14 protein-coding genes are annotated in these 14,763 nt (G+C 39.7%); 9 read left to right on the forward strand and 5 right to left on the reverse strand.

The genetic code is table 11. The annotated features are described in order from the left end of the window. Positions 1-52 precede the first annotated feature (52 nt). The 3 genes from ACGTJS_RS10625 to ACGTJS_RS10635 form a co-directional block, all read right to left on the reverse strand. Positions 53-700, reverse strand: coding sequence for a DUF2238 domain-containing protein (locus tag ACGTJS_RS10625; RefSeq protein WP_410473263.1), 648 nt, complete (start codon positions 698-700; stop codon positions 53-55). Next, positions 693-977 (reverse strand): hypothetical protein, encoded by a 285-nt coding sequence (locus ACGTJS_RS10630; RefSeq protein WP_410472037.1) that lies wholly within the window; start codon positions 975-977, stop codon positions 693-695. The genes ACGTJS_RS10625 and ACGTJS_RS10630 overlap by 8 nt, the downstream gene beginning before the upstream one ends. 113 nt (positions 978-1,090) lie before the next feature. Further along, the gene (locus tag ACGTJS_RS10635; RefSeq protein ID WP_410472038.1) at positions 1,091-1,939 is read right to left on the reverse strand and encodes a DUF3025 domain-containing protein; all 849 of its coding nucleotides are present in this window, start codon (positions 1,937-1,939) and stop codon (positions 1,091-1,093) included. Between the two features lie 109 nt (positions 1,940-2,048). Here ACGTJS_RS10635 and ACGTJS_RS10640 point away from each other — a divergent pair, with 109 nt between their 5' ends. The 7 genes from ACGTJS_RS10640 to ACGTJS_RS10670 all read left to right on the forward strand — a co-directional run bounded on the left by ACGTJS_RS10640 (position 2,049) and on the right by ACGTJS_RS10670 (position 10,636). Further along, complete coding sequence (locus ACGTJS_RS10640) at positions 2,049-4,823, forward strand: LysM peptidoglycan-binding domain-containing protein (RefSeq protein WP_410472039.1); 2,775 nt, start codon at positions 2,049-2,051, stop codon at positions 4,821-4,823. Positions 4,824-5,010: 187 nt separating this feature from the next. Then, on the forward strand, positions 5,011-5,970 hold the full coding sequence (dcm, locus tag ACGTJS_RS10645) for a DNA (cytosine-5-)-methyltransferase (RefSeq protein ID WP_410472040.1): 960 nt from the start codon (positions 5,011-5,013) through the stop codon (positions 5,968-5,970). Then, on the forward strand, positions 5,967-6,599 hold the full coding sequence (locus tag ACGTJS_RS10650; protein ID WP_410472041.1) for a hypothetical protein: 633 nt from the start codon (positions 5,967-5,969) through the stop codon (positions 6,597-6,599). The genes dcm and ACGTJS_RS10650 overlap by 4 nt, the downstream gene beginning before the upstream one ends. 8 nt (positions 6,600-6,607) lie before the next feature. Next, positions 6,608-7,711: a chorismate synthase gene (aroC, locus tag ACGTJS_RS10655; protein WP_410472042.1), complete on the forward strand. Its 1,104-nt coding sequence runs from the start codon at positions 6,608-6,610 to the stop codon at positions 7,709-7,711. Positions 7,712-7,727: 16 nt separating this feature from the next. Beyond that, positions 7,728-8,438: a hypothetical protein gene (locus ACGTJS_RS10660; protein WP_410472043.1), complete on the forward strand. Its 711-nt coding sequence runs from the start codon at positions 7,728-7,730 to the stop codon at positions 8,436-8,438. A gap of 58 nt (positions 8,439-8,496) precedes the next feature. Then, positions 8,497-9,591, forward strand: coding sequence for a 3-phosphoserine/phosphohydroxythreonine transaminase (serC, locus tag ACGTJS_RS10665; protein ID WP_315043721.1), 1,095 nt, complete (start codon positions 8,497-8,499; stop codon positions 9,589-9,591). A gap of 166 nt (positions 9,592-9,757) precedes the next feature. Continuing rightward, positions 9,758-10,636, forward strand: coding sequence for a LysM peptidoglycan-binding domain-containing protein (locus ACGTJS_RS10670; protein ID WP_410472044.1), 879 nt, complete (start codon positions 9,758-9,760; stop codon positions 10,634-10,636). 63 nt (positions 10,637-10,699) lie between these two features. On the opposite strand, the gene ACGTJS_RS10675 is transcribed toward ACGTJS_RS10670, so the two are convergent. Then, on the reverse strand, positions 10,700-10,897 hold the full coding sequence (locus ACGTJS_RS10675; protein ID WP_410472045.1) for a DNA gyrase inhibitor YacG: 198 nt from the start codon (positions 10,895-10,897) through the stop codon (positions 10,700-10,702). 86 nt (positions 10,898-10,983) lie between these two features. Here ACGTJS_RS10675 and ACGTJS_RS10680 point away from each other — a divergent pair, with 86 nt between their 5' ends. Further along, a complete protein-coding gene (locus ACGTJS_RS10680) occupies positions 10,984-11,622 on the forward strand; it encodes an SAM-dependent methyltransferase (RefSeq protein WP_410472046.1) in 639 nt (212 codons plus the stop codon). Between the two features lie 18 nt (positions 11,623-11,640). Here ACGTJS_RS10680 and ACGTJS_RS10685 read toward each other — a convergent pair whose 3' ends face one another. Beyond that, on the reverse strand, positions 11,641-11,808 hold the full coding sequence (locus tag ACGTJS_RS10685; RefSeq protein ID WP_410472047.1) for a hypothetical protein: 168 nt from the start codon (positions 11,806-11,808) through the stop codon (positions 11,641-11,643). A 110-nt stretch (positions 11,809-11,918) separates the two neighbouring features. Here ACGTJS_RS10685 and gyrA point away from each other — a divergent pair, with 110 nt between their 5' ends. Continuing rightward, positions 11,919-14,657, forward strand: coding sequence for a DNA gyrase subunit A (gyrA, locus tag ACGTJS_RS10690; protein ID WP_410472048.1), 2,739 nt, complete (start codon positions 11,919-11,921; stop codon positions 14,655-14,657). Positions 14,658-14,763: the final 106 nt, after the last annotated feature.

The following is a 14,763-nucleotide window of genomic DNA, read 5'->3' on the forward strand; positions in this document are numbered from 1 at the left end:
GATTGAAACGTTTTTAAAAGGTTATGTATTATATATTTTTTGTAAATTTTTTTCAACTATTGTCTTGTTCTAATCTGGTAAATAGGTTTATAATTCCACCCAAAAACGCCAAAAACATATCTTTATGAGCGTCCCACATATCGCCCTGTTGCCCATTATAGGCTTCCGCTTGCTTTGGCGACATCGTCATTGCCAACGCCCATTCAATCCATTCATACACCAAACTGGTGGACATATTTAGCATCAACACTAACAAAATCACCTGTTTTTTGCCAATATTTTTAAAATAATGTTGAATAATATCAAAAAACAACCCAAACAAACACAAACCATAACAAAAATGCACCAAACGGTCGTACATATTGCGTTGCCAGCCCATCACCTTATCCAACGAAAAACCAAAAAGCGCCTGCGTCCACTCACTATAAGGCGTATAAGAATACAAATATCTCGCCCCAATAATATGAATGAGCAAAAACAACGTGCCACCGACAAAGGCTTTATCAGACAGTCCAATGGCTTTTTTTAGGTACAAAAAAACGCCGACACAAATCAACGTGCCAGCTTGATGTAACAAATAACTGGGAAAATGTAATGGCTGAATACTGGCTAAAACCACCGCAATCGCCAAAACTGCCAAACAGATTTTGACAGTTTTGCTAAAGGTTTTAGACGGCAAATTGGGTGATAAATTAGACAGCAAAATTGTTATCTTGCACCACTAACAAGGTATCGCCAAGACTAGACAATTTTAAGGTGTTGCCAAAGCGGAATACTTCAATATTCGCCCCTTTTTTGTCTTTATATTCTTGATGACGCAAATAATTATTATGCTCAATCTCAAAACGCACGACACTGTCTAACAAGCTTTCTAACTGCTCAAGGCTAAAAGCGTGCCAATCTAGCTCAATATAAGGGGCAAGGCTACCTGTAACAAAACGTAAGGCATTTGGGGTATTGATAACTTTGGTGGTCATGAGATTTCCTTATAAATGTTGATAAAAATTATTCACATGGTGGATTTAATTTAACAAGATTTTGGTTAAAATTCAACCTGATTTTAGCAAATTAGCGTTCAAAATGATAAAAGTTAAAATTGGTAAATGCTGGCAGGCGTGCCAAGTCGTTTTTCACGAAATACCGATGAATCTTGATAAAAATCTAAATTTTGATTTTGGCAAAACGTTGGAATACCCAAGATTGGCAAGGGTTGAAACATTTTTGAAAACAGCGTTTGTTGTAAAAAAAAGTTTGCCAAAAATATGTCCAATGTTTCACGTTGTTTATCAATTGACATGGCAAAAAAATCATCATCAGCCGAAATCAGCAACACATGGGCGGTGATATTTTTGCGTGGGGTGATGAGTTTTTCTAATAAGGCATGACCGATGGCAAAAAATTGGGTCGTGGTTATGCCATCATGTTGCCAAGCGTTGTCAAATAGGGCGGTTCGCCAGTCAAACTCTTGTAAAGCGGTCAAAATGGTTGGCAAACGGCTAATCACCACGCCACCATTTTCATCAAATAAAGTCAAGGCGTTGCGTAATGGCGTGCGAGAGTTGCTAATGCCGTGGGCTTGAATGTTTTGATCGTGTAATTGGTTAAAAACGGCTTTGGTTTTGGGAAAATTTAGCCAAATCAGACCGTTTAACAGGTCGTGAAAATTGTTTCTGGTGGGAATGTTGCCTGTATTGGCGATAAAACTTTCGTAAGTGGTTTGCGGTGGTAAGTCATCTTGAGCAACAAATTTAATCGGTTTTTGTTGGTAGTTTTTGAAATTTTTATCAATATTTGTTTGGTAGATGGCTTGATTTAACAGTTCAAATATATTGGCAAATTGATTGTCAAAAAATGCGTTGGGTATGGCTAAAGTCTGATACCATTTTTGGCAAAAGTCAATTTGATGTAAAAAATCAGATGATGGGTTGTGTGCTGTCATGTTTTTTTGTAATTTTGTGCTTTTTTTTGAGATAAAAATTTTGTTTCACTGTTATTTTGTTGTAAACTATGCGGCAATATCTTTTTATTATATTGTTAAGGAATTATTTATGTCAAATATTAAATTGACTGCATTGCGTACACCACTTGCGTTGACGGTGTCAGGTTTGTTGTTGTCAGCGTGTGGCAGTACGCCAACGGTGAATAATAGCCAAGTGGCAAACCGTCCTGTGTCGCAACCGATGGTAAATGGTGTGTCGTCAACAAAAGCACAATCAGCACAGCAAAGTGCGGCTTTGTTGGATATGGATAGTTTAGATGAGCTTGAAGGTTTGCTTGAAGCAACCGATATGACAATGGTGGAAAATAGTACGCTGTTGGTACAACAGTACGGTAATTTGTGGGATAGATTGCGTGCCAATTATAAGATGAATAGCAGTTATTATGACCCACGTATTGAGGCACAAAAAAGTTGGTTTATCAGCCGTCAAGATTATTTGAACCGTTTAACCGCTCGTGCTAGCCGATATTTGTATCATACCGTGCGTGAGGCGGAACGCCGTAATATTCCTGCTGAGCTTGCGTTGTTGCCTGTGATTGAAAGCTCGTATGACCCCAATGCGACCAGTAATGCGGATGCGGCAGGTCTTTGGCAGTTTATTCCAAGTACAGGGCGGATTTATGGTTTAAATCAAACATCAACCTTTGATGGTCGCCGTGATGTGATTGAGTCTACTCGTGCTGCCTATGACTTTTTGACCAGTCTTTATAATCAATTTGGTAGTTGGGAATTGGCATTGGCAGCCTATAACGCAGGTCCGGGGCGTGTGAGTTCTGCCATTCGTTATAACCAGTCGCAAGGCTTGCCAACTGATTATTGGTCACTGCGTTTGCCAACAGAAACGATGAATTATGTGCCACGTTTTATGGCTGTCGCCCAAATTATCAAAGACCCGTATTCTTATGGTGTAACCATTCCTGCGATTGCCAATCGTCAGCATTTTCGTAGTGTTCCTGCCAATGTGGGCGTAACGTTATCAGAAGTGAGCAGCTTAACAGGTGTCAGTTACGAAGAATTGCGTGCGTTAAATGGTGGCTTGTTGGCAGGTTCTGTGGATATGTCGGGCCCTAGCCGTGTGTTAATTCCAAACGATGTGAATAACAAAATTGACAGTCAAATTTCTCGTTTGACTGGCAACGGGTTTGCGTCCACTTATACCGCAAGCAATGGCTATGTAACACCAAACACACCAACTAACAATATCCCAACGCCAGTGGTGGTCGGCTCGGGTGATTCTTTATCAGCAACACAAGATGCCTTTAAAAAAAATGAAAAATTACCAACATCAAGTTCAGATTTAGCGGCAATGGCAACCAATATGGTGAAAAATCAGACGACATCATATGTCGCACCAACCGTCAGTAGCGAGCCACCAATTAGTGCCAGTGAGCAAAGACAAATTACCCAAGAAATGCAAACGGCAAACACGTTGCCAACGACATCAGTTGTCGTAACGCCAAATAATACCATTATGCAAGAACCGCCACTATCAGCTGCTGAGCGTGATATGATTGCACAACAAATTGAAGCATCATCGCCACAAGTTTCCCAAGCGATTAACCCAACTGATGGTAATATCAAACTTGATGCCATTCAAACGCAACAGTCTGTCCTAGAAGCCAAAGGCGAAACCAAAAAGTTAAGCTATGACAAGCCAAAAGCAGACAGCAAAAAAACCACAACAACAAAACCTGCCGTACAACGTCCATCAGGCACACGCACTACATACCAGGTTAAAAGTGGTGATACATTGTCTAACATCGCCAGTCGTGCAGGCGTGAACTGGCGTGATATCGCAGATTGGAATCAGATTGACCCGAATGCACCACTATTGGCAGGCTCAACCTTGTACTTGTACAACGCCAAACCAATGGAAGCCAAAGCCACCACGCCAGCCAAACGCCCAAATAGCTATGTGGTACAATCTGGCGACACATTGACAAGCATTGCGGATAAATTTGATTTAAGCGTGGCGGATTTAGCAAAATATAACAACTTGCCAACCAATTACCAAGTTAAAACCAAACAAACGCTTTGGTTAATCCCTGACAAAGTTGCAACGACCAAAGCCACCACTACACAAACCACCGCCAAAAAATACCAAGGTGCAACCAGTAAATACACCGTACAATCAGGCGATACACTGATTGGCATTGCCAACAAGTTGGGCGTATCGGCTGATGATATTGCCGATTTGAATAATGGTGTAAATGCCAACTCAAAACTGCAACGTGGACAAGTGATTACCGTACCAGCAGGTCAAGCCAAAGCGACTTATGCTTTGACAGGCAAAGGGGTTGATTATACGGTGAAACGTGGCGAAAGTTTAAATGCGATTGCAGATAAATTTGATATCTCAAAAGCCGAATTAGCCGGTGCCAACGGTTTAAAAAGCAATAGCGGTATCCAAGCAGGGCAAAAACTCACCATTCCACAAGCTGGCAAAACCTCCAGTAAAGCGACCACAAAACAAACCGAGAAAGCAGACACCAAAGAGTCAAAACCAGTTAGCAAATACAAAGGTGCAACCGAAAGCTACAGCGTAAAATCTGGCGAAAGCCTAAATAGCCTGTCGGCAAAATATGGCATTTCAGCGACTGATTTGGCAGGATTAAACAATCTAAAAGCCAATGCATCTTTGCAAAAAGGTCAAAAAATCAAAGTGCCAAAATTGACGACAACTTATAAAGTCAAGTCTGGTGATAACTTAATTTCTGTTGCCAAAAAATATGGCATTTCTACCAAAGAGTTGGCAGGCATGAATGATATGACGAGCACCACACAGTTAAAAATCGGTCAAGTTTTGACTGTGCCAAATAAATAATTAACTCATTGATACTGTTTATTTAAAATTGTTTGTTTAAAAAGGTGTGCGACAATGCACGCCTTTTTTGTTTGAGCGTTTGTTTTTGTGTGAATCGCAAAAGTTGTATTTGTGGCTTGTGTTTGGTTTTGGTTCATTATAAAATGTAGGTTTTTGAATACTAAATGTATAATCATTGAGAAATAGCGTGTCTGATAAAAAATTTACTTTTATTGATTTGTTCGCAGGTGTGGGCGGTTTTCATTTTGCGTTAAAGCAATTGGGCGGTGAATGTGTTTTTGCCAGTGAAATTGATGTCAATGCACAAAAAACCTATTTTGCCAATCATGGATTAATGCCTTTTGGCGATATTACTCTAGATGAAACAAAAGCGAAAATTCCGCAACAATTTGATATTTTGTGTGCGGGTTTTCCTTGTCAAGCCTTTTCTATTGCAGGTTATCAAAAAGGCTTTTCTGACAGTCGTGGCACGTTATTTTTTGACATTGAGCAAGTTATTGCAAAACATCGCCCAAACGTTATTTTTTTAGAAAATGTTAAAAATCTAGTTAGCCATGATAAAGGAAATACCTTTAAAGTTATTTTGGATATTTTACAAAATAAGCTAAATTACGAAGTATTTTATCAAGTGTTAAATACGGCTGAATACGCCAATATTCCCCAAAATAGAGAGCGGATTTTTATTATTGCTTTTGATAAAAAGCAAAATTTTGATACAAAAAAATTTAAATTTCCCAACAAAATTGAATTAACAAAAACCATTCATGATATTTTGGAACATGATAAAAAAGATGAAAGATACTATTATCATAAATCAAAATATTATCCGCAACTTTTGGAAGAGATGAAAAACAAAGACACGATTTATCAATGGCGTAGGGTGTATGTTAGAGAAAATAAAAACGGTCAATGCCCAACGCTTACGGCAAATATGGGGACAGGTGGGCATAATGTGCCATTAATTTTAGATGATTTTGGTATTCGTAAATTAACCCCAAAAGAGTGTTTTGCTTTTCAAGGTTATGATGTAAAAAATTTTGTTTTTCCTAATATTGCCGATAGTAAACTGTATATGCAAGCAGGTAATTCGGTTACTATGCCTTTGGTTAAAAAAATCGCAGAAAATATATTGCAGGTGATTTTATGAGCGTTTGGGAAAAATACGACAAAGAACAGCGTAATGAATATATTAAATTTCTTCAAGTTTATGGAGCTTTAACAAACTTATTTCGCCAAAAACAAGGCGATTTAATCCCTTATCTTGATTCTAAATTTCAAGAAACCGTTTTTGCTAGAATTTTTAAAGCAGAAAATGTTGATATTGGTAATACACCACATGATGTTTTATCCGTTTTTGGAGATTTGAGAATCGGAATTGGTTTGAAAACATGGATGAATAGTACGCCATCTTTTCAAAAAGTCATGCAATTAAAAAGCCGTCAATTTGACATTCATTCTCATAAAAACAACTTAGAAGATTTAGCAAACTGTATTTCTTTAATTAAAAATGAAAGAATGCAAGCAGATTATAAAAGGCTTGGTTTGTTAGAAAATGGTAATATTTACCATTATATTACAAGAGATAAAGGAAAATTTTCATTATTTGAATGCGATTATCCGCTGATAGATACGAATAATTTAACGATTATAGATAATACAAAAACTGCATTATTATGGTCAGATGGCAAAAAGCAATATAAATATACTATTGATTTTGCCCCTATAGATGCTTTTGAAGCATTTATGAATAACGAACAAATTATTACAGAAGAATAGGAAACCCCATGTCAGGCAACACTTTTGGAAAAAACTTCACCGTAACCACAGCAGGCGAGTCGCACGGCGTAGGCTTAATGGCAATCGTTGATGGTGTACCGCCAAACATCGCCATCAGCGAAGCGGATTTACAAATTGACCTTGATCGCCGTAAACCGGGTACAAGCAAATTTGCCACCCAACGCCGTGAAGATGACATCGTTGAGATTATCTCTGGCGTGTTTGAAGGCAAAACCACAGGCACACCAATTGGACTACTTATTCGCAACACTAATCAAAAATCCAAAGATTACAGCGACATCAAAGACACCTTTCGCCCCAATCATGCCGACTACACCTACACCATGAAATATGGGTTTAGGGATTATCGTGGCGGTGGGCGTTCGTCCGCTCGTGAAACCGCCATGCGTGTGGCAAGTGGAGCGATTGCCAAAAAGTTTTTATTTGAGCGTTTGGGTGTGCAAATTCGTGGCTATGTAACGCAAATTGGCAACATCAAAGCCAAAGAAGTCCCAGAGCATGAAATTGACTGGGAATTTGTCAATAGCAATCCGTTTTTTTGTGCCGACAAAGACATTTTGCCAGCGTTTGAACGGCTGATTACCGAATGCCGTGAACAAGGCACAAGCGTTGGGGCAAAACTCACCGTACTGGCAACAGGCGTGCCTGTGGGCTTGGGCGAGCCGATTTTTGACAGGCTAGATGCCGACATTGCCCATGCAATGATGAGCATTAATGCGGTCAAAGGCGTGGAAATTGGTGATGGCATGGCAGTTACCGAGCAGTTTGGGCATTTGTCGCAAGATGAGCTTTCATCAAATGGCTTTTTGGCAAATCACTCTGGCGGTATTTTGGGCGGTATTTCTAGCGGTCAGACTATTAAAGTCAGCATGGCATTAAAACCAACGTCCAGCATTACCACCGCAGGACAAAGCATTGATATTTATGGCAATACGGTGCAAATGCTCACCAAAGGGCGACATGACCCATGTGTGGGCGTGCGAGCCACACCGATTGCCGAAGCCATGATGGCAATGGTGCTTGCCGACCATTATTTACGCCACCGTGGACAAAATGCCGATGTTGTGCCACCGATTGCACCGATTGAGTAACAAGGTTTAATTTTGGATGCTTAATCCGCAGGACAATCAACACTACCAAATTTGGCAAAATCAGCTGCTTGCCGAGTTAGGCGTTACGCGTTGGGCGAGTCAAGATAGCCCTGTGATTGAGCTAACTTTAGAACAGCTTGCCGATAGTCTTGAGCCGTTTTTTGAGCCGATAGATTGGCAAAAAACCAATGACGAACCACATAACGAAGCGTTTTTTTATTTAGATGAGCCACATCATGATAGCTATCAAATTAATGAATTAGCAGATGACGAAATAGATGAACCAGATGTTAATACTGCTAAAATCATTGATAAATTTAGCTTACAGGCTTTGATATTTCGTGATTGGATAATTTTGGCAGATACTGATGTGTTAATCAAAAATGACAAACAGCTACAACTTTGGCAAAATATCGCCAAAAATTTGCATTTAACACCGCAAGATTTCACATTTCCATTACTTTCACACCAAAGTGATGGTTTTGTATCAATGATGACACAAGAACAAATGTGTACAGATGTATTGGCGTTGGCAATGTTTGAAGGCTTTGTTTGTCGTTTTAATCAAAATAATGTCAATCAAAAAAACAATGCTCCACGCAAAATCGGCTGTGTTACACCATTACCCAATGTTTTTAACACATTGGAAATTAAATCATTAGTTTCGTTAAATACAATGTTAAAAAATAGCAAACAAAAAGGCATTTTTTGGCAAAGTTTATTGTAAGTTTTTACCCAATAATTTTTTATTCAACATTTTTTTACGCAACAAAAGGAAAAAAGTTATGTTTGACAAACGTGTTCACAATTTTTGTGCAGGCCCTGCCACCATGCCAACAGCGGTGCTTGAAAAAGCACAAGCCGAGCTGTTAAATTGGAAAAATGGTGGTTCATCAGTGATGGAAATCAGCCATCGCAGTATCGCTTTTATGGAAATTGCCAAAAAAGCTGAGCAAGATTTACGCACTTTGATGAAAATTCCAGATAATTATAAAGTCTTATTTTTACAAGGTGGGGCGAGCCTGCAGTTTTCAACAATTCCGATGAATTTGTTACATGGCACAGCCGATTATTTAGAAACAGGGACTTGGTCAAAAAAAGCCCTAACCGAAGCCAAACGCTACGAAGAAGCAGGGCTGGGCAAAATTAATGTGGTCGCTTCATCAAAAGATAGCAACTACACCACCGTGCCAGACCGCGCTACTTGGCAGTTGTCAGACGGTGCGGATTATTTTCATTATTGCCCGAATGAGACCATTCATGGCGTGACGCTGTTTGACGTGCCAGACGTGGACGCACCGATTATTGCGGATATGTCGTCCAATATTTTGTCAAGTCCGATTGATGTGAGCAAATTTGGCATGATTTATGCGGGGGCTCAAAAAAATATTGGACCTGCGGGTTTGACGATTGTGATTATTCGTGAAGATTTGTTGGGTAAAGCCAATGCGATTTGTCCAAATACCCAAAATTATCTCAATCAAGCAGAAAATGATTCTATGCTAAATACACCACCAACATTTGCTTGGTATTTGTCAGGTTTGGTATTTGAATGGTTATTAGAACAAGGTGGCGTGGAAGCGATTTATCAACAAAACCTTGAAAAAGCCAAACGTTTGTATGATTTTATTGATAATAGCGATTTTTACCAAAATCCTGTTGATAAAAAATACCGTTCTATCATGAATATTCCGTTCACACTGGCAAATAGTGAGCTTGATAAAACTTTCTTAGAACAAGCGACTAACGCAGGACTTTTGAACTTAAAAGGTCATAAGAGTGTGGGCGGTATGCGTGCAAGTATCTATAATGCTGTTGATTTGACAGCGATTAATGATTTAATCGGATTTATGCAACAGTTTGAGAAAAATAGCGTTTGATTTTTGTAACAAATTTGTTACAATGGCAATAAAAGGTAATATAATCTTTTGTTGCCAATCTTTTTTAAATAATTAACAAAATTTTATAGGTTGGTGTTGATACTTTTACAACATTAGGAGAGATGCTATGTTGAAAAATTTTTTTACTAAAACGATAATGAGCGTTATGATGCTCTCTATAAGTGTGAGCGGTTTTTCGACATCAACCTATCGTGTGAAAACAGGTGATACATTGGGCAGTATTGCTTTACAATATAACGTTAGCCAACAAAAGTTGATGGATATAAACAACATTAAATCACCTGATAGCATTCGGACAGGGGATTTGTTGCTTATCAATGATAGTACAGCACGAATTTATACAGGGGCGACAACCAGTTATACTGTGCAACGTGGCGATAATCTTAGCACTATTGTAAAAAAATATGACACCACGCCAACTGTTCTTGCTGAATTAAATCCAAGTTTGAATGCCAATTTTGACCAAATTCGTGTGGGGCAAATTTTGGTCGTGCCTGCGGTAACAACGACAACCACATCTGTACCAGCCAAAAAATTTACAGGCAGAAATATTGCTTATACTGTCAAAAAAGGTGATACATTTTTGGGCATTGCCAATCGTTATAATATTAAAGCCATTGAGTTGGCAAAAGTGAACAACGTTGACGTTTTGTACAAAGTAAAAGAGGGTGAAACACTTTACGTACCAGAAGTTGAAGCCAGTTTGCGAGATTTGGTAGAAAAAAAGACGACCGAAGGAGAAGCGAGCGTTAAAACAAATAAAACAACCACACCCAAAGCCACTACAACAAAAACCACAACGACTAAAACAACAAATACCACATCAAAAACTGCCAAACCAACGACATTACCGCTTAAATTAGACAGCGTCAAATATGTTGTAAAACCGGGAGACACATTGGGCGGTGTGGCAAATAGAAATAATGTTACCTTGGGTACATTGGCAGAGTTTAACCACTTAAAAACAGACAGTTTGTTAAAAATAGGTCAAGTATTGTACATTCCTGTGCCTGTGGTTAAATAATCATATACTAAAGTCTTGCACTCAACGAAACAAAAAGGCGTTATTGATACGCCTTTTTTATTGCTAATCAAATGATTCTTTGTTCATGTCATCGCTAAACGGCGTGTCATTGGTTGGCAGTTTGTAATCTTCGTTTGCCCACGCCCCCAAATCAATCAGTTTGCAACGCTCGCTACAAAATGGTTTAAACGGATTATTTTGCCAAGTGGTCAATTTTTTGCAATGCGGACAGGGGTATTGTTGGATTGTTTCGGTCGTCATAAGTTTTAATTTTGAAAAAATGGATAAAAAGGTTAAAATGTTGCGTTAAAATTGCTATTATAACACTTTTTTGCCGAGCCAAACCAATGACTTTTAACCATCAATTTTCACGCTTGTTTCAACTTGACAAAATTCAGCCACCCAGAGATTTTTTGCCGATGTCGTCCGATTTTTGGCAAATAAATGTTAATAATATTTGTTTGGAAATTGGGGCAGGCAAGGGCAAGCACGCTTTACAATTTGCCAAAAACAATCCAAATTTTCAACTGATTGCTATTGAACGCACCGAACAAAAATTTGTCGCCATGCAAAAAGTTGCCAATGCCGAAACATTCGCCAATTTGACGGTAATTCATGCCGATGCGGTGGCTTGGGCGGTGCATGGTGTGCCAAAGCAAAGTTTGGCACAGATTTTTATTTTATACCCCAATCCAGAACCGCACAATCCAAACCAACGCTGGCTGAATATGCCGTTTTTTGAGTTTTTGTTATCACGGTTACAGCCCAATGGCAAAATCACGTTGGCGAGCAATATCGCTGATTATATTGATGAGGCGTATCAAAAATCGGTGGACATTTGGCAATTGCCAACGCTCAAAAGTCAAGTGCCGACCGATAGCGAACGCACGCATTTTGAGGTGAAATATTTGGCTCGTGGTGAGACGTGTTGGCAGTTGGATATTACCAAACCGAGCGATTATTGTACTCGGTTTGATGATGTTTGAATAAGTTGGTCGTTTTAACTACAACAAATTAATCAATTCATTCACTTCTTGCTCATTGGTCGCCCAGTCGGTGGCAATCCGCACAACTTTTGATTGAATTTTGCCACAATAAACAAGCAATTTTAAACAATTTATGCTATAATGTCGCTTTTTAATTTTGCCATATTTTGACAAAATTTTTCTCATATTTAAAGCGTATTTTTAAACATTTTTTAAAAATATTTTAAAAACGTTTTGTAGTAAATTTGCACAAAAAATTGGTTAAACAAGTTGTTAAAACAATTTAAGGAACGCACATGATCACCGACTCAATCAGCCCCATTGGCATTGTAGATGAACTTAAACAATCCTATCTTGACTATGCCATGAGCGTCATTGTTTCTCGTGCGTTGCCCGATGTGCGAGACGGCTTAAAACCTGTGCATCGCCGTGTCATGTACGCCATGCACGAGCTGTCAAACGATTATAACAAACCCTACAAAAAATCTGCCCGTGTCGTGGGCGATGTCATAGGTAAATACCACCCGCATGGCGACACAGCCGTTTATGATGCGATTGTCCGCCTTGCTCAGCCGTTTTCTATGCGTTATATGCTGGTTGATGGTCAAGGGAATTTTGGCTCGGTGGACGATGACCCACCTGCGGCGATGCGTTATACCGAAGTGCGTATGCAAAAACTCACGCACCAAATGCTTGCCGACCTTGACAAAGATACGGTGGATTGGGAGCCGAACTATGACGGCTCGGAGCAGATGCCATCTGTGTTGCCTGCTCGTATTCCAAACCTGCTTGTCAATGGAGCGACAGGGATTGCGGTCGGTATGGCGACCAACATGGCACCGCACAATTTGACCGAAGTTATCAATGCTTGTTTAGCCTATGCCGACAATCCGCAGATTACAGGCGAAGGCTTAATGCAGCATATTTCGGGTCCTGATTTTCCGACAGGCGGTATTATTTATGGGCGTAGCGGTATTGTGGACGCTTATCGCACAGGTAAAGGGCGTTTGCATTTGCGTGGGAAATATCATATTGAAAATATGGCGGCAAGCGGTGCAAATAAAGACCGTGAACGCATTGTGTTTACCGAAATTCCGTATCAAACCAACAAGGCAAAATTGATTGAAAAAATTGCCGAATTGGTGCGTGATAAAAAATTAGAAGGCATTAGCGAAATTCGTGATGAATCCGATAAAGACGGTATGCGAATTGCCATTGATTTAAAACGTGGCGAAAATGCCGAAGTGATTGTCAATAATTTGTTTTTGCAAACACCGCTAGAATCTAGCTTTAGCATTAATATGGTTGCTCTTGATGAAGGTCAGCCAAAAATGATGACTTTGCGAGATTTAATCGCCGCCTTTATCCGTCATCGCCAAGAAGTCGTGACTCGTAGAACAATTTTTGAACTCAAAAAAGCGTTGACTCGTGGACATTTGTTGGAAGGTTTAACGATTGCCCTTGCCAATATTGATGAAATTATTGAAACGATTAAAAAATCGCAAAACCGCCAAGAAGCTCGTGATAATTTGTTAGCAAATGTTTGGCAATCGGGTGGCGTGATTGCCATGCTTGAGTCAGCAGGTAGCAGTTCAATTCGCCCAGAAATTATTGAAGGCGAAGACCTAAACGCACCGTTTGGTTTGATTAACAATAATACTAAATACCGCCTATCACCTGACCAAGTCAATGCGATTTTGGATATGCAATTGCATAAATTGACAGGATTAGAACAAGGTAAAATTCAAGACGAATTTAAAGAAATTTTGGCGTTGATTGCTGAACTACAAAGCATTTTGGCGAATTTTGACAAACTTATGCAAGTAATTAAAGATGAATTAAACGAAATTTTGGCAAATTATGGCGATGAGCGTAAGACGGAAATCGTGGATAGCCGTAGCGACTTTAGCCGTGCCGATTTAATCCCAGAACAGACCATTGTTTTGACGGTTTCTCGCACAGGTTACGCCAAAACGCAACCGATTACCGATTATGTCGCCCAAAAACGTGGTGGTAAAGGCAAATCCGCCACCGCCATGAAAGAAGATGACGTGATTGACCACATGGTCGTAACATCTACGCACAATCATGTGATGATTTTTACTGACCGTGGGCGTGTGTTTGGCTTGCAAGCGTTTGAAGTGCCGATTGCGTCTCGTGGCTCTCGTGGTCGTCCGCTTGTCAATCTGATTTCGCTAGATAGTGATGAGAAAGTAACCGCTATTTTGCCAATTACCGAAGACAATAAAGAAAACGAAAATAGTTTTGTATTCTTTGCCACCGCATCAGGTATGGTAAAACGTGTACAACTTTCGCAGTTTAAAAACTTGCGTTCAAACGGCTTAAAAGCCCTAGATTTAAACGATGGTGATACGCTAATTGGCGTGGCGATTACCGATGGTGAGCAACAAATCATGTTGTTTAGCAATGAAGGTAAAGCCATTCGTTTTGACGAGCAAAAAATCCGTGCGATGGGACGTACCGCCAAAGGCGTGCGTGGTATGCGTGTAACCTTGCTTGCCAATGCAAACCTTGATGAAGAAGATGCTGATATTGACAACGACAATGACACAGACGAAGCCGATGATAGCGTGGTTGCGGTCAGCCGTGTGGTGTCGCTTGTGGTTGCACCAAAAGATGGCGAAGTGCTATGTGCCTGTGAACGTGGTTTTGGCAAACGCACAGCGATTGACGATTTCCCTGTGAAAGGTCGTGGTGGTAAAGGTGTGATTGCAATTAAAACATCAGAGCGTAATGGCGAGTTAGTGCAAGCAATTGCGGTAACTGATGCGGACGATATTGTGTTAATCTCAGACGGTGGTACGCTTGTACGCACACCTGTCGCACAAATCGCCCAAACAGGTCGTAACGCTCAAGGCGTAACCCTAATTCGTTTAATCAATGATGAAAAATTGGTATCAGTCGCTTGTGTGGAAGGCAGTAGCGAAGATGAGGGCGAGCTTTTAGATAGTGAGATTGGTGATGAAAGTGCTGATTTGACAGACGAAAATAACTTAAGTGAAAATGATGAATAATTGCAATTTTTATCGTAAGGTAGGGGCGTATTGAATACGCCCAAAATTGTAAGTTTGTATAATAAGTTTGTATAATAAGTTTGTATAAAAAGTTATTTAAGTTAAA

The organism is Faucicola mancuniensis (assembly GCF_046523945.1).
GTDB lineage: Bacteria > Pseudomonadota > Gammaproteobacteria > Pseudomonadales > Moraxellaceae > Faucicola > Faucicola mancuniensis.

Coding starts and splice junctions, on each gene's coding strand:
- ACGTJS_RS10630 (WP_410472037.1), bottom strand. CDS start 977: ATGACCACCAAAGTTATCAATACCCCAAATGCCTTACGTTTTGTTACA.
- ACGTJS_RS10635 (WP_410472038.1), bottom strand. CDS start 1,939: ATGACAGCACACAACCCATCATCTGATTTTTTACATCAAATTGACTTT.
- ACGTJS_RS10640 (WP_410472039.1), top strand. CDS start 2,049: ATGTCAAATATTAAATTGACTGCATTGCGTACACCACTTGCGTTGACG.
- ACGTJS_RS10650 (WP_410472041.1), top strand. CDS start 5,967: ATGAGCGTTTGGGAAAAATACGACAAAGAACAGCGTAATGAATATATT.
- aroC (WP_410472042.1), top strand. CDS start 6,608: ATGTCAGGCAACACTTTTGGAAAAAACTTCACCGTAACCACAGCAGGC.
- ACGTJS_RS10660 (WP_410472043.1), top strand. CDS start 7,728: ATGCTTAATCCGCAGGACAATCAACACTACCAAATTTGGCAAAATCAG.
- serC (WP_315043721.1), top strand. CDS start 8,497: ATGTTTGACAAACGTGTTCACAATTTTTGTGCAGGCCCTGCCACCATG.
- ACGTJS_RS10670 (WP_410472044.1), top strand. CDS start 9,758: ATGATGCTCTCTATAAGTGTGAGCGGTTTTTCGACATCAACCTATCGT.
- ACGTJS_RS10675 (WP_410472045.1), bottom strand. CDS start 10,897: ATGACGACCGAAACAATCCAACAATACCCCTGTCCGCATTGCAAAAAA.
- ACGTJS_RS10680 (WP_410472046.1), top strand. CDS start 10,984: ATGACTTTTAACCATCAATTTTCACGCTTGTTTCAACTTGACAAAATT.
- ACGTJS_RS10685 (WP_410472047.1), bottom strand. CDS start 11,808: ATGAGAAAAATTTTGTCAAAATATGGCAAAATTAAAAAGCGACATTAT.
- gyrA (WP_410472048.1), top strand. CDS start 11,919: ATGATCACCGACTCAATCAGCCCCATTGGCATTGTAGATGAACTTAAA.